Origin of the sequence: Aminobacter sp. Piv2-1, assembly GCF_037625995.1 — a bacterium.
In the GTDB taxonomy this organism is placed as follows: domain Bacteria; phylum Pseudomonadota; class Alphaproteobacteria; order Rhizobiales; family Rhizobiaceae; genus Aminobacter.
On sequence record NZ_JARKMU010000004.1, the window covers coordinates 260757 to 279803 of the forward strand.

Here is a 19047-nt window from a genome sequence, read left to right on the forward strand (position 1 = left end):
CACCTCGAAATTGGTCGGACCATTGGTCCAATTGGTGCCGATTGGAGCGTGGCTTGTCAAGGTGCCAATTTCGATTGTAGGAAAATTACAAAAATGTAGGAAAGCAATAGAATCTTGTTGCAAAATTTCAGGCTGTCGCTAACTCTAGCCGCCTGGACCCGCCCGCGAACGGCGCGACTGTCCTGAAAGAGGGAGGAGTTAGATGGTTTCGGAGGTCTCGCGGCGCGCACTGGCCGCATTTGCCCTTACAACTGCCGGCCTTGCCGCCGGGGCAGGTACGGCTTCGGCCAAGGAGCTGGTCTTCTGGTCGATGTGGAATGAGCCGGAGCCGCAGGCAGCGGCCCTGCGCAAGATCATGGACAATTACACCAAGGCAAACCCGGACGTGACCTTCAAGGTCGTCTGGAACGGCCGCCAGAACCAGACCAAGCTGCGCGGCGCCCTGCAGGCGGGCACGCAGGTCGACTTCATGGATCAGGACAGCGACCAGCTGGCCGGCGGCCTGCAGAAGGAAGGCTTAGCCTACGATCTTTCGGCCGACCTCGATGCCGATACCAAGGGCGCCTTCCTGCCGGGCGTGCTCGACGTCTATGCCGATGCCGGCAAGCTCTACCAGGTGCCGTACGTCTACAACACGGTCAACTTCTGGTACAACAAGGACATGATGAAGGAGGTTGGCGGCTCCGTTCCGCAGACCTTCGACGAACTTCTTGCTTTGTGCGGCGCCGTCAAGAACGCAGGCAAGCAAGCGCTGGTCATCGAAGGCAACGTCGCCTTCTACAACATCCTCTATTTCGCCAATCATCTCGAGCGCGCCAAGGGTTCGGGCGCGCTGATCAAGGCCTTCGAGGACAAGTCGGGCGCCGGCTGGTCGGACCCAGCGGTGCTCGAGGCGGCCAAGGCGAGCCGGGCGCTGTGGGATGCCGGCTGCTTCGCCGACGACGCGCGCGGCTTCCAGTATCCGGCCGGACAGCAGACGATCGCACTGGGCGACACCATGGGCGAGCTTGTCGGTTCATGGCTGCCCACCGAACTCGCCGAGAGTGCCGGCAAGGACTTCCCCTGGGGTGCCTTCAACTTCCCGACCGTAAAGGGCGGCGCTGGCAAGGCGACGGACCTTCAGGTCGGCCTGCTGTCCTTCATCGTGCTCAAGGGTTCTCCGAATGCCAAGGAGGCTGCCGGCTTCCTCAAATATGTCATGAGCGAGGAGGCGCAGAAGATCCTGGTTGCTGATGCCGGCGTGGGTGTCACCCGCAAGGGCGTGGAATGGCCGGCCGTGTTGGGCGACGCCTATCAGTCCGCATCCGCGGCAACCGCCCTTTCACCCTTCGGCGGTGGCCTGAACGTTGCCTATCCGGACTTCACCTCGCAGGTGCTCAATCCGGAGTACAACAAGATGTTCCTCGGCGAGACGACGCCGGAGCAGTTCGTCGAAACCCTGGTCGCCAAGACCAAGGAATTCTGGGCCGCCAACAAGTAGCCGGACCCAAAGGCATGGGCAGCCGCGACGCTGCCCATGCCGACCTATGGCGGCGGACGTTTCGTCCGCCTGATGATTGTGCCTGACAACCAGGGAAGGGCGGCGCGATGATGCGACGACGAATGGTCATAGCGTTCCTGGCGCCCGCCTTGGCGTTGTATCTCGGCTTCCTGGTGCTTCCCGCGATCCAGGCGTTCTACCTCAGCTTCTACAAGACGTCCGGCTTCGGCAGCGAGCCGGTCTGGGTCGGCCTGGGCAACTACGTCACGCTGCTTGGCGATCCGATCTTCTGGCGCTCGCTGCGCAACATGGCGCTGATCCTCCTGGTCGGTGGCATAGCGATCTTCGGCCTCGCATTCCTGTTCACGATGCTGCTGAACTCGGGGCTCTGGGGCAAGAAGCTGTTCCGCGCCTTGATTTTCATGCCCAACATCATCGCCGTGGTGGCAATCACGACTTTCTGGTCGTTCGTGTTCATGCCGCGTTACGGCCTGCTCACCAATTTCCTCAAGCAGATCGGGCTGACGAGCCTCGCCGGCGTTGCCTGGACGGCGCCAGAGAACGTGTTCTACGCCATGATGGTCGGCTTGATCTGGATCTCGACCGGCTTCTTCACCATCCTGATCCTCGCCGGCGCCGACAAAGTTCCGGCCGACATGTACGAGGCGGCTCGCCTCGAAGGCGCCAGCACCTTCCAGGTCTTTCGCTACGTGACACTGCCGATGATCTGGGATGTCGTGCTGATCACGCTCGTGCTGTGGTCGATTCAGGCGATCAAGATCATGGAATTTCCATACGCCTTCGGCGGGCCGAACATCGACCAGAACCTCTACACGCCGTCGATCTATCTCTACATCATGGGCTTCGGCCAGCGCGAGCCGGTCTACGCGCTCGGCTACGCCACCGCCATCGGCGTCGTCCTCTTCGTCCTCACCATCGTGACCATCCTGTTCCTGCGGCTCGTGTTTCGTCGCGAGCGGGTGGAGTTCTGATCATGACCAGATCCCGGTTTCCTGCCCCGCTCAAGCGCGCGATTGCCTATGTGTTCGTCGGCGGCTGGTCGGCCTTCTCGGTGTTCTTCGTCCTGTGGGTGATCCTCGCCTCGCTGAAGAAGAACCGTGACCTGTTCGGTTCGCCCTGGACGTTTCCGGCCGAGCCCGCGTTCGGGAACTATGTGAAGACCTGGGTGGCGAGCCGTTTCGGCGACTATTTCCTCAACAGCCTGCTCGTGGTTTCGGTCTCGGTCGCGGCGCTGCTGCTGGTCTCGGTGCCGGCAGCCTATGTCCTGAGCCGCGGCCGGTTCCGCGGCCGGGAAGCGCTGTCGAGCTTCCTCGCCTTCGGCATGGGCGTGCCGATCCCGCTGCTTTTCGTTCCGCTCTTCGTCATCATGGCGACGCTCAGGCTCGCCGACACGCTGACCGGGCTTACCGTCGTCTATGTCGCGCTATCGATCCCGTTCACGATCTACGTGCTCGAAGGCTTCTTCTCGTCGCTGCCTTCGGAACTGGAGTCCGCTGCGATCATCGACGGCTGCTCGGACTTCCAGGTGTTCCGGCACGTCATGCTGCCACTCGCCGTGCCTGGCATCGCGACGGTCGCCATCCTCAACTTCGTCGGCCTTTGGAATGAGTACCAGCTGTCGCTCGTCCTCATCAACAGCCCGGAAAACCGGACGCTGTCGCTCGGCATCTATTCACTGATCACCTCGATGCAATATTCGGGCGGCGACTGGGCTGGGCTGTTCGCCGGCGTCACCATCGTGATGGTGCCCACGATTGCGCTCTTCGTCATCCTGTCGGAACGGATGATCAGCGGCATCACCATGGGAGGCGTGAAGTGACCGGCGTGCTCAAGGCAACGCACCATGTGACCCGCATCGAGCAGACCACGGTCCGTATCCCGATGGCGCGGCTTGGCGGGCCGAGCGGCCTGCCGCGCTTCCGCTGGCAGCAACCGATCCCGAGCAAGCAGACGCCGCCCAATGTCGGGCTGAATGCCGAAGAAGATGCCCATCCCTTTGCCTGGGGCGAGGATTCGATCCTGCCCTATCGCGTCTATGACGATTACGATCGGGCGCCTCAGCCTGATGAAATGCCGCTGGTGACGTTAAGCAACGGCCGCCTGCGCGTTTCGGTGGCGCCGCAATATGGCGGCCGGCTGATGGAACTGCACGATCTGGCGCTCAGACGCGACCTCGTGTTCCACAATCCGGTCTTCCAGCCGGCGAACCTGGCCGCGCTCAACGCATGGTTTTCGGGCGGCATTGAATGGAACGGCCTGATTCCCGGCCACACGCCCTTTACCTGCGCCCCGGTCTTCGCCGGCATCACCGAGACCGAGCGCGGACCGGTGCTCAGGCTCTACGAGTTCGACCGCATCGTCGAGGCGACCTGGCAGATCGATCTCTTCCTGCCCGATGACGACGACCGCCTTTTTGTGCATGGCCGCATCGTCAATTCCAATCCCAGGGCGAAGCTCGCCTACTGGTGGACCAACGTGGCGGTGCCGACGGCGCCCGGCATGCGTGTCCTGAGCCCGGCCGACTACGCCATCGAGCATGTCCTGCCGGGCAACCAGCTTGAACGTTTTGCCTTCCCCGATCCGGCGCGCTTCGACGGCTCCTACCCCGGCAACTGGCGCGACGCGACCTCGGTGTTCTTCCGCCAGCCGCAGGCGAAGCGGCTGTTCATCGCTGCGCTCGACCAGCAGGGAACGGGTCTGACGCAGACGGCGACGGGAGCCATGCGCGGCCGCAAGTTCTTCTATTTCGGTACCGCTCCGGGCGGCCAGCATTGGATGGACTACCTGTCCCTTCCCGGCGAGGGCGACTACATCGAGATCCAGAGCGGCATCGCGCCGACGCAGAACCAGCGCTTCGAGCTGCCGGCGGGCGGAGAGATCCACTGGACCGAGGCCTATGGCGCGCTGTCGGTGGCGCCTGCCGCCGCCCATGACAAGGACTACGGATCGGCGGTTACCGCGGCCGCCGAGGCCGTGGACCGGCGTTTCCCTGAGAGCGAACTCGAAGACATCGATGCCTTCCTGACCCGCGTATCGCGCCAGCCGGTGGGCCACAGGATCGCGGAGGGCGTGGCATGGGGCGGTCGCCATGAGCGCCTGACGAGACGGGCTCTTGCTGCCGGGCTCGATTTCTCGACTGCCACGCCGAAGGACTGCTGGGACGATCTGCTTGCCGAGGGGGAGTTCTCGGAGGCGAGCCTGTCCGTGGTCCCGGATGAATTTGCAGTATCGGACAGCTGGGTCGCGGCCCTGGAGCAAAGCAACGCCTCAAGCGGCGAGACCTGGCTCCACGCGCTGCTGCTCGGCATTGCAGCTCTCGATCGCGGGGAAGTGGACAAGGCGCGCGGCCTGTTCGAACGGTCGCTGGCACTGAAGCCGACCTGGCTGGGTTTGCGCCAGCGGGCATTGGTGGCGGCCGACAAGGACGCGGCCGAACAGGCCTATCTCGCGGCCTGGTCGGCCGGTGGTGCGCCGGCATCGCTTGCCGTCGAGATCGTCCGTTTCCTGCTGGAAGATGGCCGGCTCGAAACGCTCGGCCGGTTTGTCTCCGGCCCCGATCAGGTGCAGGAGCAGGAGCGCATCGTCCTGTCCCGGGCGCTGCTCGCAGCCGGGCGCAACGACCTGGACGAGCTCGAGGCGCTGCTGGAGCGGCAGTTCGCGACGATCCGCGAGGGCGAGACCTTGCCCGAGGATCTGTGGAACGCGTTGCAGAAAGGGCGTCTCGAGGGGGCGCTCGGTCGGCCGGCTGCCCCATCCGAGCTGCGCGAACGGCTCAAGCTTAACCCCTTGCCCGAGCATCTGGACTTCCGCATGCGAGTCGCGTCCGAAATCGAGGAGAACTAAATGGCCCGCGTGGAACTGCGCGATATTCGCAAGTCGTTCGGATCGGTCGACGTCATCCGCAGCGCCGATCTCGACATCGAGGAAGGCGAGTTCGTTGTGCTTGTCGGCCCTTCCGGCTGCGGCAAGTCCACGCTGCTGCGCTGCATCGCCGGCCTGGAGCAGATGACCGCCGGGCAGCTGATCATCGACGGCGTCGACATGACCAGGGCCGATCCGGTCGAGCGCGGCATCGCGATGGTGTTCCAGTCCTACGCGCTCTATCCGCACATGACGGTGGCAGAGAACATCGGCTTCGGCCTCAAGATTGCCGGCACAGCGAAGCCTGAGATCGATGCACGCGTGGTCGAGGTGGCCAGGCTGCTCAAGCTCGACCAGTTGCTCGAGCGCAAGCCCAAGGCCCTGTCGGGCGGCCAGCGCCAGCGCGTCGCGATCGGCCGCGCGCTCGCGCGCAAGCCGCGCATCTTCCTTTTCGACGAGCCGCTTTCCAATCTCGACGCGTCGCTGCGTGCCGAAATGCGCGTGGAACTCGCCAAGCTCCATGCCGGGCTCGGCAACACCATGATCTATGTCACCCACGACCAGGTCGAGGCCATGACGCTGGCAGACCGCATGGTCGTGATGCGCAACGGTGTCGTCGAACAGGTCGGCACGCCGCTGGAGCTGTTCAACAATCCCGTCAACAAGTTCGTCGCCGGCTTCCTCGGCCAGCCGCCGATGAATTTCATCAAGGTGACCGCAAGGCGCCCCAAGGTCGGCGCGGTCGAACTCCGCTTGCCGGGTGCGGGAAGCGTTGCGCTCGACCTGCCGGTCGCCAATGACTTCGCCCTCGACGGCGTCGAGCTCGGCGTCAGGCCGGAAGACATGACCATCGACGACAAGGGCGAGATCGCAATCGTCGTCGAGGTGGTCGAGCAGCTCGGTGGCGAGACCATCGTCTACGGACGGCTGGCCGACGGGCAGCCGATCATCGCCAAGCTGCCGGGACAGGCAGGCGTCGAAGCGGGCGACCGGCTCGCGTTCCGGGTGAACGCCGAGCGGCTTCATGTTTTCGAGGCCGGGGGCCGCAACATCCGCTTCCGGAGCGTGGCGAATGCGGGCTAAGGAATGGCCGGAAGCGCCTGTCCAGAGGCGTTGGCTCGATGCCGATCAGTCCGGCCGTGGCGGAGGCGATGTGCCTCCGGCGGCAGCTGCGGCACGGCCCGACAAGGAGCCTGCAATGGAAACCCCTCACCAGTCCGGCCAGTCGCTGATCGAGCTCATCTCGAACGACCTGCCCGAGCTGAACAAGACCTTCCGGCGCGTCGGACAGTACCTGCTGTCCGCGCCGGACGGCTTCATGCACAAGCCTGTGCAGGAGATTGCTCTGGCCGCCGAGGTCAGCGAGCCGAGCGTCGTGCGTTTCTGCCGCCGTTATGGCTTCAAGGGGCTCCCGGATTTCCGCATCGCTCTCGCGATGGCGCTGGCGCGCGGCAGCGAGCGCAGCTCCTATCTCGAGCCCAGGATCACCGACAAGGCGGTCGTCAATCTCGCCCAGAAGAAAGCGATCGCGCGCTTTGCCCGAAGCCTTGTCGAGACCGACCGCTCGATCATCGTCGATTCCGGCTCGACGGCGCAGCTGTTTGCCGAAAGCCTTCGTGATGCCGCCGGCCTCGTCATCATGACCACCGCCCTCAACACCGTCGACGCCCTGCGCGATGCCAGCCAGCATACGGTCATGCTGCCGGGCGGTACGGTGCGTTTCGAATCGCGGTCGGTGTCGGGCCGCCTGGTCGAGAACACGCTGGCCAGCATGCGCTTCGACACGGTCTACCTTGGCGCCGACGCCATCGATCCGGAATTCGGCCTCAGCACGTTCAACGAGGACGAGGCGCATCAGAACACGGCGATGATCAATGTCTGCCAGCGCGTCGTGGTGCTGGCCGATTCCACCAAGTTCAGGGCGCCGGCGCTGCACCGCTTCTGCGAACTCGATCGCATCCATTCGATCGTCACGGATACCGGCCTGCCCGATGAGGTTGCCGAGATGATCGAGGCGCGAGGGGTTACGGTCCATCGCGTCGATCCAAATGACGGGAGTACCCAATGACCGCAAAATCGGCGGCAAACATGTCGGCCGGCCTCGACCGCTGGGCAACGACGCGCGAGATCGCCCAGCAGCCGTCGGTGTGGCGCAGCTGGGGGCCGAGGATCGATGCGATCTCCGGCGACATCCGCCACTGGCTGCAAGCGCGCACGCATGACGAGATCTGGTTCTGCGGGGCCGGCACGTCCGCCTTCATCGGCGAGACGCTCGCCGCCCATCTCAATCGGGCCGCGGGGCCTGCGCGCTTCCGCGCGGTGCCCACGACCGACCTGGTGGCGTGCCCGCGGAACTTCATTCGGCCAGGAGTGAAGCTCCTCGTCGTTTCCTTCGGTCGCAGTGGCAACAGCTCGGAAAGCATCGCCACGCTCGACCTGCTTTCGACGCATGCGCCCGAGGCCGACAGGCTGCACATCACCTGCAACGGCGACAGCGCGCTCGCGCGCCAAAACCATCCAGGACCGGGCGAACTGCGCACGATCGTGCTGCCGTCCGAAACCGACGATCGCGGCTTCGCCATGACGTCGAGCTACACGACGATGCTGTTGTCGGCGCTCGCCTGTTTCGACCCTGCGCCGCCGCTTCCGGTCACCGCGCTGTTTGACGAACTGGCATCTGCGGCCGAGACGGTCATCGCGCGCGGCTTCGAGAAGCTGCCAGCGCTGGCGATGCCAGAGCGAGCCGTCTTCCTCGGGTCCGGTCCGCTGACCGGTTCGGCGCGGGAGTGCGCGCTCAAGGTGCTGGAACTCGCGGCCGGCAGGATTCCGACGTCGTGGGATTCCACCCTCGGCTTCCGCCATGGCCCCAAGGCGGTCGTGAACGATGATACGCGCGTCTTCGTGCTGCAGTCCGCCGATCCGTTCACGCGTGCCTACGACATGGACCTGGCGGCGGAAGTCGCCGTCCAGTTCGGCGCCGATCGCGTCGTGCGGCTCGGCAGCGTCGCCGACGGCGCCGACATCGAAATCCCCGTGGTCGGCAACGACGCCTGGTCCTCGCCGCTCTACGTTCTGGTGGCGCAGATGCTGGCGGTGATCTGGTCGGACAGGCTCGGCATCAATGTCGACAACCCGTTCAGCGGCGGCAACCTGACCCGCGTGGTCGCCGGCGTCAAACTCTACGGGTTGCCGAAGGCCGGACCCCGGCTGTTCGGTGCACTCGATCTCGGCGGCACCAAGATCGAGGCCTGTCTGTTCGACGACAGGCTGGAGCCGGTGGCGAGGCGCAGGAGCGCCACGCAAAAGGAAAGCTACGATCAGCTCGTCGAGGCAGTTGTGGAAGAGGTGCGCTGGCTCGAAAGGGAAGCTGGCACCGACCTGCCGATAGGCATCGGCATTCCCGGCCTCATCGATCCGGTCACGGGCCGCTCGACAACCGCCAACCTTCCCGCGACCGGCCACACGCTGAGCGCCGATCTCGGCGCGCGGCTCGGCCGCGCGACGCCGGTGGCGAACGACTGTAAGTGCTTCGCCCTGTCGGAGGCCAATGGCGGAGCGGGTGCCGGCCATCGCACCGTCTTCGGGCTCATCCTCGGAACCGGGGTCGGCGGCGGCGTCTGCGTCGACGGCCGGCTGGTGACGGGGCTCAACGGTCTGCCCGGCGAGGTCGGGCATTTTGGCTTGCCGGCCGCCACTGTAAGCCGGCGCAAGCTGCCGCTCGTCGCCTGCGGCTGCGGCCGCGTCGGCTGCTACGAGACGCTGGTTTCCGGACCGGGCATGAGCCGGCTCTGCGAACACATGACGGGCCGGGCGGCGAAGCCGGAAGAGATCGCCGCGCAGGCGGCTGCCGGCGACCCCGCGATGGGCGAAGTGTTCGACGCCTGGCTCGACCTGCTGGCTGAGCTGATCCACACGATCCAGCTCACCGTGGATGCCGACTGCGTGGTGCTCGGCGGCGGCCTGTCGCGCATCGAAGGCGTTGCCGGCAAGCTCACCGGCGTCTTTGCCGATCACAAGCTGCCGGGCGTGCGCAGCCCGGTTTTCGAAGTCGCCAGGTTTGGCGACGCGAGCGGCGTGCGCGGCGCGGCGATGCTGGCGCGTGCAACGGTGGAAGGAAACTCCCTGCGATGAGGCAATTGAGGGAATTGATCGCCCGCAACCGCGCGGGTTCGGGCGAAGCCATGCCGTCGGTCTGCTCGGCGCATCCCGACGTCGTGGCGGCCTCGGTGCTGCTTGCCGAGGAGGCGGACGTACCGCTTCTGATCGAGGCGACCAGCAACCAGGTCAACCAGTTCGGCGGCTATACGGGGATGAAGCCCGCCGATTTCGTCGGCTTCGTGCGGCACATCTGCGACGACAACGGCGCCTCGCCCGAACGCATTCTGTTCGGTGGCGACCATCTCGGCCCCCAGGCATGGCGCGACCGGCCGGCCGAGGTGGCGATGGGACACGCCCGTGACCTCGTGTCAGCCTACGTGCAGGCTGGCTTCACCAAGATCCATCTCGACTGTTCCGAGGGTTGTGCCGGAGAGCTGCCGCAAGTCGGCGATCAGGTCAGCGCCGAACGCGCCGCCGACCTTGCCGCCGTCTGCGAGGCTGCTGCAGGCGAGCCCGAGGCACTGAGCTACATGTACGGCACCGAAGTGCCGCCGCCAGGCGGCGCGCGTGCCGAGGACGGCTCGCATGGCATCGTGCCCACGGCGCCCGAAAGCGCCCTTGCCACTATCGAGGCGCACCGCCAGGCGTTTGCCGCACGTGGCCTCGAACAGACCGCCTGGGCACGCGCAGTCGGGCTGGTGGTGCAGCCGGGGCTGGAGTTCGCGCCGGATCATGTCCATCGCTTCGACACGGCTGCCCCGGACAGGCTCGCGCCGGTGCTCGCAGGCCACCCAGGCCTGTCTTTCGAGGCGCATTCGACCGACTACCAGGCCCCGGACGTCTTCCCCGAACTGGCGCGGCGCCATTTCGCGGTGCTCAAGGTCGGCCCCGCTTTGACCTATGCCTACCGCCAGGCGATCTACGCGCTCGACGCGGTGGCGGGCTGGGTCGCGCCCAGCTCTGACCGCGCGCTGGTCGCGTCGGTCATGGAACGGCTGATGCTGGCAAATCCCGGCAATTGGGCAAAACACTATGCGGGCGACGAAGCCGAGCAACACCTGCTGCGCCACTTCAGCTATGCCGACCGTATCCGCTATTATTGGGCACAGCCCGATGCAGCTGGCGCCGTGATGCGGCTGCTGGCCGATCTCGGGTCGCGCCGTCCGCCGCGGACCGTCCTGGAGCAATTTTTCGCGCCTGCGGTGATGGATCGCGCCGAGGGGCTGGAGCCGACCGTGAGCAACTGGTCCAGGGCTCTGATCTACGCCCAGATCCAGGAGGCGCTGGCGCCTTACTTCGCCTGCTACGGAGCAAAGCAGTGACCCTGCTGTCTTTGGCGGACCGGCCTCCTTTCGACCTGGACGAGGTGGATGCCTGGTGGCTGTCGCCCAATCGGCTTTTCGACGGCGAGATGCTGCGCAATGGAACCGCGCTGCGCATCGAAGCCGGACGGATCGCCGCCGTCCGCCCAGGGAGTGAAGCGGGAGTTGACGGCGCGCCGGTGTGGCGCACGGCCTGTCTCGCGGCACCAGGGTTTTTCGACGTCCAGATCAATGGCGGCGGCGGCGTGCTGTTCAACACGACACCGACCGTCGAGGGCCTGGAAAGGATTGGCGCTGCCCACTGCGCGACCGGCACCACTGCGTTCCTGCCCACGCTGATTACCGACGCGGCGGAGGTGATGGACAGGGCGGCGGACGCTGCCATCGCCGCCTTCGGCAGGTTTGGCGTCGCCGGCATCCATCTCGAGGGCCCGCATATCAGCGTCGAGCGCAAGGGCGCCCACAATCCGGCTTTCATCCGGCCCATCGACGAACGGACTTTTTCGGTTGTCGAAAGGCTGCGCCACGCCGGATTGCCGGTGCTGCTCACGTTGGCGCCGGAATGCGTTCCGCAAGGCACGATCGCGCGGCTCTGTGCACTGGGCGCGCTCGTCTCGCTGGGGCACACCGCGGCCGATGCGGCCACCGTCAGGTCGGCCATCGCCGAAGGGGCCTCGGCCGTCACGCACCTGTTCAACGGCATGACGCCGATGACCTCGCGCGCGCCCGGCGTGGTGGGCGCTGCACTCGACAGCGATCTCTATTGCGGCTTCATCGCCGACGGCCACCACATCGACGATACGGTGCTGCGCCTCGCCATCCGCGCGCGCTCCCGCCGCGATCGCATGGTGCTGGTCTCGGATGCGATGCCCACCTGGAACGGGCCGGATCAATTCGAGCTCTACGGCGAAACGATCCGGGTGGTCGACGGCAAGCTGGTCAATCGCCTGGGCTCGCTTGCCGGTGTCCACATCGACATGGCCTCGTCCGTCAGGCGCCTAGTCGAAGACGTCGGCCTACCCCTTGAGGAGGCCCTTGCCTCGGCCACGGCCGCGCCTGCGGCCTTGATGCGACTGTCGCAGGAGATCGGCCGTCTGGGGGAGGGTGCCCGCGCCGACATCGTGCTGCTTGGCAGCGACCTCGCGCCACGGGCGGTGCTCTCGTCGCAGATCGACCTTTAGCTGGCGCGGCGGTCGGCTGGGTTGGCGGACGTCATCCGACCAGCCGCAACTCGCTGTCATCGAGCATCGCCTTGATCTCCGACCGACAGGAGCCGCAATTGGTGCCTGCCTTCGTCGTCTTGCCGATGTCCGCAAGCGTGGCGCAGCCTCCGGCGATGGCGCCGGCGAGCTGGTTGGCGCCGACATTGAAGCACGAGCAGACGATGCGCCCCACCGAAGGCATCGGCACCGGCGCCCTGCCCGAGAGAAGCGCGCGCCGGTCGAGCGGCGTCAGCGGTTCGCTCGAGGCGAGCAGGGACAACAGCCAGTCGCGTTCGGGCAGCATGCCGCGAGGGGCAACCAGCAGCGCCTCGGCAAGCCGTCCTTGCGGATCGGTGGCGGCGGCCCGGAAGGTCGAAGTTCGCCGGTCGGTATATTCGAGGCGCTGGTCGGCCGGCACGACGTCGATCAGCCTGCGGGCGAGCAAGATACCCTGTTCGGGCGGCTCGGCTCCAGCAAGCTCGTAGACCCAGCCGCCGTCGACGGCGGCTCGGCTCCAGTGGACGAAGCCGGTGGGCCTCAGATCGCGGCGCGTCATCAGCACGCCGACCCATTCGACCGGCTCACGAAAAATCCGCACCGGCACGTGCTTGAGCTCCGGCTGGCCGGAGAAGGGATCGGTGACTGGCGCCGACAGCGCCCCCGCCGCTGCGTTGGCGGCAAAGCGCCCGCTCCAGTGCATCGGCAGGAAGGCCTCGCCCCGGCGCTGGCCATCGCTCACGCGCACCTTGGCGCGGCCGCTGCCGTAGCGGCTGTCGATCCGCGCGAGGTCGTCATCGGCGAGGTCGAGCGCTGCTGCATCGGCGGGGTTCAACTCCAGCGCAGGCTCGGGCGCGTTCGCCATCAGTCGCGCCACCCGGCCAGTGCGGGTCATGGTGTGCCACTGGTCGCGCAGGCGGCCGCTGTTGAGGGCAAGGGGATATGTGGTGTCGACGGGCAGCGCCGCGCCTTCCTGGCGCACGGCCACGAAGCGGGCGCGGCCGTCGGCGGTGGGAAAGCGCCCGTCGCCCAGCAGACGCTCATTTGTGGGCACTCCACGCCGCTGAGGCCAATGGACGGGCGAGAGCGCCTCGTATTGGTCGTACGAAATGTCGGCTAGCCCACCGATGTCGAACAGCCTTGCGCCGTCGTTCTCGAAGGCGGAAAGCGCTGCGTGCTCGCGAAAGATCGCAGCCGGTCCCGCGTAGTCGAAGGCCGCCGCAAAACCCATGCGCCGGGCGACTTCAGTGACGATCCACCAGTCCGGCCGTGCCTCGCCGGGCAGGGGCATGAACGGTCGCTGCCGCGAGATGCGGCGTTCGGAATTGGTCACCGTGCCGTCCTTCTCGCCCCAGGCGGCGGCGGGCAGAAGCACATCGGCGAAGCGAGTCGTGTCGGTGTGGGTCACGTCGGTGACCACGACGAAATCGCAAGCCTTGAGCGCCGCTCGCACCCGCGTGGCGTCTGGCATGCTGACCGCGGGGTTGGTGCCCATCACCCACAGCGCCTTGACGCGCCCGTCGGCCACAGCCTCGAACATATCGACCGCCTTGAGGCCGGCCCGCCGGGCGATTTGCGGTGCGCCCCAGAAACGGCCGACGCGGTCGGGCGCGGACGGATCCTCGAAGCCCATATGCGCGGCGAGCTGGTTGGCGAGGCCGCCGACTTCGCGGCCACCCATGGCATTGGGTTGGCCGGTGACCGAAAACGGTCCCATGCCCGGCTTGCCGATGCGGCCGGTGGCGAGATGGCAGTTGAGGATGGCATTGACCTTGTCGGTGCCATGCGCCGACTGGTTGACACCCTGGCTGTAGACGGTGACCGTGCGCTCCGTCGACGTGAACCAGTCGTAGAAGGCGGCTATGTCGGCCGGGTTCAGATCGCAGGTTTCGGCGACCCGCCTAACCGAGGGCGCGTCGGCTGCAGCCAGGCTGAGTGCCGCGTCGAAGCCGATCGTATGCGTTGCCACGTAAGCCTGGTCGACGGCACTGCTGCGCGCGAGATGGGCGAGCAGGCCGCTGAACAGGAGCACGTCCGTGCCCGGCTTGAGCTGCAGGTGCAAGTCGCATTCCGCCGCGGTCGCGGTGCGGCGCGGGTCGACGACGACGATCCTGGTTCCGCGCGCGGCCCGTGCCGCGAGCAGCCGCTGGTAGAGGATCGGATGGCACCAGGCCGTGTTGGAGCCGACCAGCACGACGAGGTCCGCCTCTTCGAAATCCTCGTAGGTGCCCGGCACGATGTCTTCGCCGAAGGCCCGCTTGTGACCCGCGACCGACGAGGCCATGCAGAGCCGCGAGTTGGTGTCGATGTTGGCCGAGCCGACAAAACCCTTCATCAGCTTGTTGGCGACGTAGTAGTCTTCGGTGAGCAGTTGCCCGGAGACGTAGAAGGCGACCGAATCCGGCCCGTGTTGCGCTATGGTCTCGGAGAACCGCCTTGCCACCAGATCGAGCGCATCGTCCCAACCGGCGCGGCGACCGGCAATCTCGGGATGGAGCAGCCGGCCATCGAGACCGAGCGTTTCACCGAGCGCCGATCCCTTGGAGCACAGCTTGCCGAAATTGGCCGGATTTGCGGGGTCGCCGCGCACGGACACTTCGCCGTCCGCGGCGACCCGCGCCTGCACGCCGCATCCCACCCCGCAATAGGGGCAGGCGGTCCTCACCTCGCGTGCATCCGTCATGATCACGCTGCCTTCGAAGCCAGGACGTCGAGGGCGATGAACAGCCGCCCGTCCTCGACCTTGAGCGGGATGGTCCTGACCGAGCCTTCGTCGGCGCCCAGCGCCTCGCCGGTTTCGAGCGAGAACACCCAGTTGTGCAGCGGGCAGGTCACGGACGCGCCGTGGACGATGCCCTGGCTCAGCGGCCCGCCCTTGTGCGGGCAATGGTCCTCGATGGCGAAGACCTGGTCTTCGGCGGTGCGGAACACGCCGATCTTGCCCTGAGGCGTGTTCACGCAGCGCGCGCCGCGCAAGGGAATGTCGGTGACCATGCCAATAGAAATCCAGTCCATCTTGCTCATTCCGCAGCCTCCGCAAAACCGACCGAGGCAAGCGGCCGGAATTCGTGCTTGTCCTTGCCGGAGACGCGCTCCGACCACGGGTCGACCTGGGCGAATTTCTGGCTGAAGACGAAGCGGTCGTAGTAGGCCTTCCGCTTTTCGGCATCGTCGAGGATCTGGCGCTTGATCTCGGCCACGCCGACGCGCTTGGCCCATTTGTAGATGCGCTCGAGATAGCGGGCTTGCTCACGATACATCTGCGTGAGCGCTACGATCGCTTCCAGCGCCTCGTCCTCCGTCTTCACCAGGCCGAGTACTTCGGTGCCCTTGATGTCGAGGCCGGCGGCACCGGCAAAATGGATCTCGTAGCCGGAATCGACGCAGATGACACCGACGTCCTTGCAGGTCGCCTCGGCGCAGTTGCGCGGGCAGCCCGACACCGCCATCTTGACCTTGGCGGGCGTCCACGAGCCCCACATGAACTTCTCGATGCGGATGCCGAGCCCGGTCGAGTCCTGCGTGCCGAAGCGGCACCAGTCGGAGCCGACGCAGGTCTTCACCGTGCGCAGTCCCTTGGCGTAAGCGTGGCCCGAGACGAAGCCAGCCTTGCCCAGATCTGCCCAGACCGCCGGCAGGTCTTCCTTCCGGATCCCGAGCATGTCGATGCGCTGGCCGCCGGTGACCTTGACCAGCGGGATCTCGAACTTGTCGACGACATCGGCGATGGCGCGGAGTTCGTTCGAATTCGTCACCCCGCCCCACATGCGCGGCACCACCGAATAGGTACCGTCCTTCTGGATGTTGGCGTGGACGCGCTCGTTGATGAAGCGCGACTGGTAGTCGTCGGCATATTCGTCCGGCCAGTCGCAGACGAGGTAATAGTTGAGCGCCGGCCGGCACTTGGCGCAGCCGCATGAGGTCTTCCATTGAAGTTCCTGCATCACTGCAGGAATCGTCTTCAACCTCTTGGCTTTGATCAGCCGGCGGACATCATCATGGCCGAAATCGGTGCAGCCGCACATGGGCTGGACGGCGGTCGGGTTGTAGGCGTCGCCTAGCGTCAGCGACATCAGCTGCTCGACCAGCCCGGTGCAGGAGCCGCAAGAGGCGGACGCCTTGGTGTGGGCACGCACGTCGTCGAGCGAGGTCAGGCCCTTGGCGGTGATGGTGCTGGTGATCTTGCCCTTGCAGACGCCGTTGCAGCCGCAGATTTCCGCGTCATCCGCCAGCGCTGCAACGGCCGCCATAGGGTCCAGCGGCGATCCTCCCTGGTAGGCCTGGCCGAAGATGAGCGTGTCGCGCATCTCCGAAATGTCGGTCTGCTTCTTCTTGAGGTCGTTGAACCAGGCGCCGTCGGAGGTCTCGCCGTAGAGCACGGTGCCGATAATGCGGTTGTCCTTGAGCACCAGACGCTTGTAGACGCCGGCCGCCGCATCGCGCAGCACGATCTCCTCGCGGTCGTCGCCGTCAGCGAAGTCGCCGAGCGAATAGAGGTCGATGCCGGTGACCTTGAGCTTGGTCGGGGTGTCGGAATGGACGAACGCTGCAGTGTCGTCGCCGGCCAGACGGGCGGCTGCGACGCGCGCCATCTCGTAGAGTGGGGCCACCAGGCCGTAGACCTGGCCGCCGACCTCGGCGCATTCGCCGAGCGCAAGGATGTCGGGATCTGAGGTGCGCATGCCGTGGTCGACGACGATGCCGCGATTGGTCTCGATGCCGGCTTCCTTTGCCAGCCCCGCATTGGGGCGGATGCCGACCGCCATGACGACGAGGTCGGCAGGGACCGTCGTTCCGTCCGCCAGCTCAATGCCTTCGACCTTGCCGTTGCCGGCGATGGCCTTGGTGTTGGCCTTGGTCAGGACCTTGATGCCGCGCGCCTCCACGGCGCGCTGCAGCAGGTAGCCAGCGGCCGCATCGAGCTGGCGCTCCATCAGCGTCGGCATGACATGCAGCACGGTGACGTCCATGCCACGCAGGCTGAGGCCCGCCGCCGCTTCCAGCCCGAGCAAGCCACCGCCGATGACCACCGCCTTGGCGCGCGACTGGGCGGCAAGCAACATGGCGTTGACGTCGTCGAGGTCGCGGTAGGTGAGCACGCCGGCCATGTCGCTACCGGGCACCGGGATGATGAACGGCACCGAACCGGTGGCGATGACCAGCTTGTCATAGGGCTCGGTCACGCCGTGGTCGGAGGTCACGGTCTTGGCCTGCCGGTCGATGGCGACGATCTTGTGGCCCTTGTAGAGCGTGATGTCGTGCTTGATGTACCAGCCGTCGCCGTGGATGATGATCTCTTCGTAGTCCTTTTCGCCCGACAGAACCGGCGACAGCATGATGCGGTCGTAGTTCACGCGCGGCTCGGCGTTGAAGATGGTGACCTGGTAACGGTCCGGCGCCGCTTCCAGCAGGTGCTCCAGCATGCGCCCGGGGGCCATGCCGTTGCCGATGATGATGAGCCTCTCGGTCATGGTGATGGTCCTTGTCCGTTACTGCGCGGCGACCGCCAGCGGCTCGATCTCGGTCCGCGACATCCTGCGGATCGACAGGTGCATCCAGACGAGCGAGGCGACAACGATGGCGAAGAGCAGCATGAAGCAGCTCGTCCACAGGCCGGTGAGGTCGTTGAGCGCGCCGAAGGCGATGGGCAGGACGAAGCCACCGAGGCCGCCGATCATGCCGACCAGGCCGCCGACCGCGCCGACATTCTGCGGGTAGTAGACGGGGATGTGCTTGTAGACGGCGGCCTTGCCCAGGCTCATGAAGAAGCCGAGAACGAAGGCAACGACCATGAAGGCGATCGGTCCGACCTCGAAGTGGAAGGACATCGGTCCGCTGATGCCGCGCACGACATAGTCGGCGGCCGGCAGCGCCAGGATCAGGGTGGCGACGGCCGAGACGCCGAAGGTCCAGTACATCACGGTGCGGGCGCCGACGCGGTCGGACAGCACGCCGCCATAGGCGCGGAAGATGCTGGCCGGGATCGAATAGGCAGCGCCGATCATGCCCGCGGTCGCGATATCGAAACCGTAGACGCCGATCAGGTAGCGCGGCAGCCACAGTGCGAGCGCGACGAAGGCGCCGAAGGAGAAGAAGTAGTAGAGGCCGAAACGCCAGACCTGTACGTTCTTGAGCGGCGCGAACTCGCTCCAGAAATCCTTGGGTTGGCCGCCGTGGATGCGGCGTTCGCGGATGACCGGGTCGTCCTCGGTGCCGAACCAGAAGATGAAGGCCATGAAGCCAAGCACTGCCGCCCAGATCAGAGCCACCTCCTGCCAACCGGCGGCGATGAGCACGAAGGGAGCGGCGAACTTGGTTACGGCAGCACCAACGTTGCCGACGCCGAAGATGCCAAGCGCGGTGCCCTGCTTGCCGGCGGGGAAGAAGCGCGAGACATAGGCGACGCCGACGGCGAACGAGCCGCCGGCAAGGCCGACGCCGAGGGCGGCGATCAGCATCTGCGTGTAGGTCTGGGCGAAGGCGAGCAGGAAGGTCGCAATAGCCGCTGCGAGCATGGTTGCGGTGTAGACGAGCCGTCCACCGAAGCGGTCGGTCCAGACGCCGAGCACGATGCGCACCAGCGAACCGGTGAGGATGGGCGTGCCGACCAGTAGACCGAACTCGGTTTCGGAAAGCCCGAGCTCCTGCTTGATGCGCACGCCGATGATGGAAAAGATCGTCCATACGGCAAAGCACACGGTGAAGGCGAGGGTGGACATGGCAAGCGCCCGCTTCGGCCCACTGACCAGGCTGGGGGCGGCAGGGATGGTTGCGTTCATCGTCGGCTCCGTGGGGCGGCTTGGGAGGCGCCGCGCTGAGTTGGATCGCTAAAAACAAGAAAGCTGCCGACCAGGGTCGCGCGTCCGTACATCCGGGATCGCGGTCATCCGATCGGCAGCTTCGCCTGGGGCGCCCGCCATTGGACGCCGATATGTCTGGCCTGTCGTCGGCCTCGCTTATTGCATTGCACAAAGCGTGCCAGTTTCGCCATGCGACGAAATTGCTTGTATTATCTGTTGGTTACGTTGGTTTCGATGATTTGACGGCGAAGCTGCAACCGGCCAAT

General features: G+C 66.0%; 13 protein-coding genes. 9 read left to right on the forward strand and 4 right to left on the reverse strand.

The window, feature by feature from the left end; all coding sequences use genetic code 11:
- The first annotated feature begins 202 nt into the window (after nucleotides 1-202).
- From AmiPiv_RS09520 to nagA, 9 genes are all read left to right on the forward strand, one after another.
- Entirely contained in the window at nucleotides 203-1480 is a 1278-nt protein-coding gene (locus AmiPiv_RS09520) for an ABC transporter substrate-binding protein (RefSeq protein WP_340037146.1), read from the forward strand.
- 107 nt (nucleotides 1481-1587) lie between these two features.
- On the forward strand, nucleotides 1588-2472 hold the full coding sequence (locus AmiPiv_RS09525) for a carbohydrate ABC transporter permease (RefSeq protein ID WP_340037147.1): 885 nt from the start codon (nucleotides 1588-1590) through the stop codon (nucleotides 2470-2472).
- Between the two features lie 2 nt (nucleotides 2473-2474).
- Nucleotides 2475-3320 (forward strand): carbohydrate ABC transporter permease, encoded by an 846-nt coding sequence (locus AmiPiv_RS09530; protein WP_340037149.1) that lies wholly within the window; start codon nucleotides 2475-2477, stop codon nucleotides 3318-3320.
- Complete coding sequence (locus AmiPiv_RS09535; protein ID WP_340037150.1) at nucleotides 3317-5344, forward strand: DUF5107 domain-containing protein; 2028 nt, start codon at nucleotides 3317-3319, stop codon at nucleotides 5342-5344. Before AmiPiv_RS09530 ends, AmiPiv_RS09535 begins: the two co-directional genes overlap by 4 nt.
- Nucleotides 5345-6445: an ABC transporter ATP-binding protein gene (locus AmiPiv_RS09540; RefSeq protein ID WP_340037151.1), complete on the forward strand. Its 1101-nt coding sequence runs from the start codon at nucleotides 5345-5347 to the stop codon at nucleotides 6443-6445.
- Nucleotides 6446-6560: 115 nt separating this feature from the next.
- Entirely contained in the window at nucleotides 6561-7430 is an 870-nt protein-coding gene (locus tag AmiPiv_RS09545; RefSeq protein ID WP_340037152.1) for a transcriptional regulator, read from the forward strand.
- Nucleotides 7427-9493 carry an ROK family protein gene (locus tag AmiPiv_RS09550; protein WP_340037153.1) on the forward strand — a complete coding sequence of 689 codons (2067 nt, stop codon included), beginning with the start codon at nucleotides 7427-7429 and terminating at the stop codon, nucleotides 9491-9493. The genes AmiPiv_RS09545 and AmiPiv_RS09550 overlap by 4 nt, the downstream gene beginning before the upstream one ends.
- Nucleotides 9490-10782 carry a class II D-tagatose-bisphosphate aldolase, non-catalytic subunit gene (locus AmiPiv_RS09555; protein WP_340037154.1) on the forward strand — a complete coding sequence of 431 codons (1293 nt, stop codon included), beginning with the start codon at nucleotides 9490-9492 and terminating at the stop codon, nucleotides 10780-10782. Before AmiPiv_RS09550 ends, AmiPiv_RS09555 begins: the two co-directional genes overlap by 4 nt.
- A complete protein-coding gene (gene nagA / locus AmiPiv_RS09560) occupies nucleotides 10779-11963 on the forward strand; it encodes an N-acetylglucosamine-6-phosphate deacetylase (protein WP_340037155.1) in 1185 nt (394 codons plus the stop codon). The genes AmiPiv_RS09555 and nagA overlap by 4 nt, the downstream gene beginning before the upstream one ends.
- A 31-nt stretch (nucleotides 11964-11994) precedes the next feature.
- Here the strand turns inward: nagA and AmiPiv_RS09565 are convergent, their stop codons facing one another.
- The 4 genes from AmiPiv_RS09565 to AmiPiv_RS09580 are packed head-to-tail and all read right to left on the reverse strand — an operon-like array spanning nucleotide 11995 to nucleotide 18760.
- Nucleotides 11995-14664 carry a nitrate reductase gene (locus AmiPiv_RS09565; protein ID WP_340037156.1) on the reverse strand — a complete coding sequence of 890 codons (2670 nt, stop codon included), beginning with the start codon at nucleotides 14662-14664 and terminating at the stop codon, nucleotides 11995-11997.
- Nucleotides 14665-14666: 2 nt separating this feature from the next.
- The gene (gene nirD, locus AmiPiv_RS09570) at nucleotides 14667-14996 is read right to left on the reverse strand and encodes a nitrite reductase small subunit NirD (RefSeq protein ID WP_340037315.1); all 330 of its coding nucleotides are present in this window, start codon (nucleotides 14994-14996) and stop codon (nucleotides 14667-14669) included.
- Between the two features lie 5 nt (nucleotides 14997-15001).
- A complete protein-coding gene (gene nirB, locus AmiPiv_RS09575; RefSeq protein WP_340037157.1) occupies nucleotides 15002-17452 on the reverse strand; it encodes a nitrite reductase large subunit NirB in 2451 nt (816 codons plus the stop codon).
- Between the two features lie 18 nt (nucleotides 17453-17470).
- Nucleotides 17471-18760 (reverse strand): MFS transporter, encoded by a 1290-nt coding sequence (locus AmiPiv_RS09580; RefSeq protein WP_340037158.1) that lies wholly within the window; start codon nucleotides 18758-18760, stop codon nucleotides 17471-17473.
- Between the last annotated feature and the right edge of the window lie 287 nt (nucleotides 18761-19047).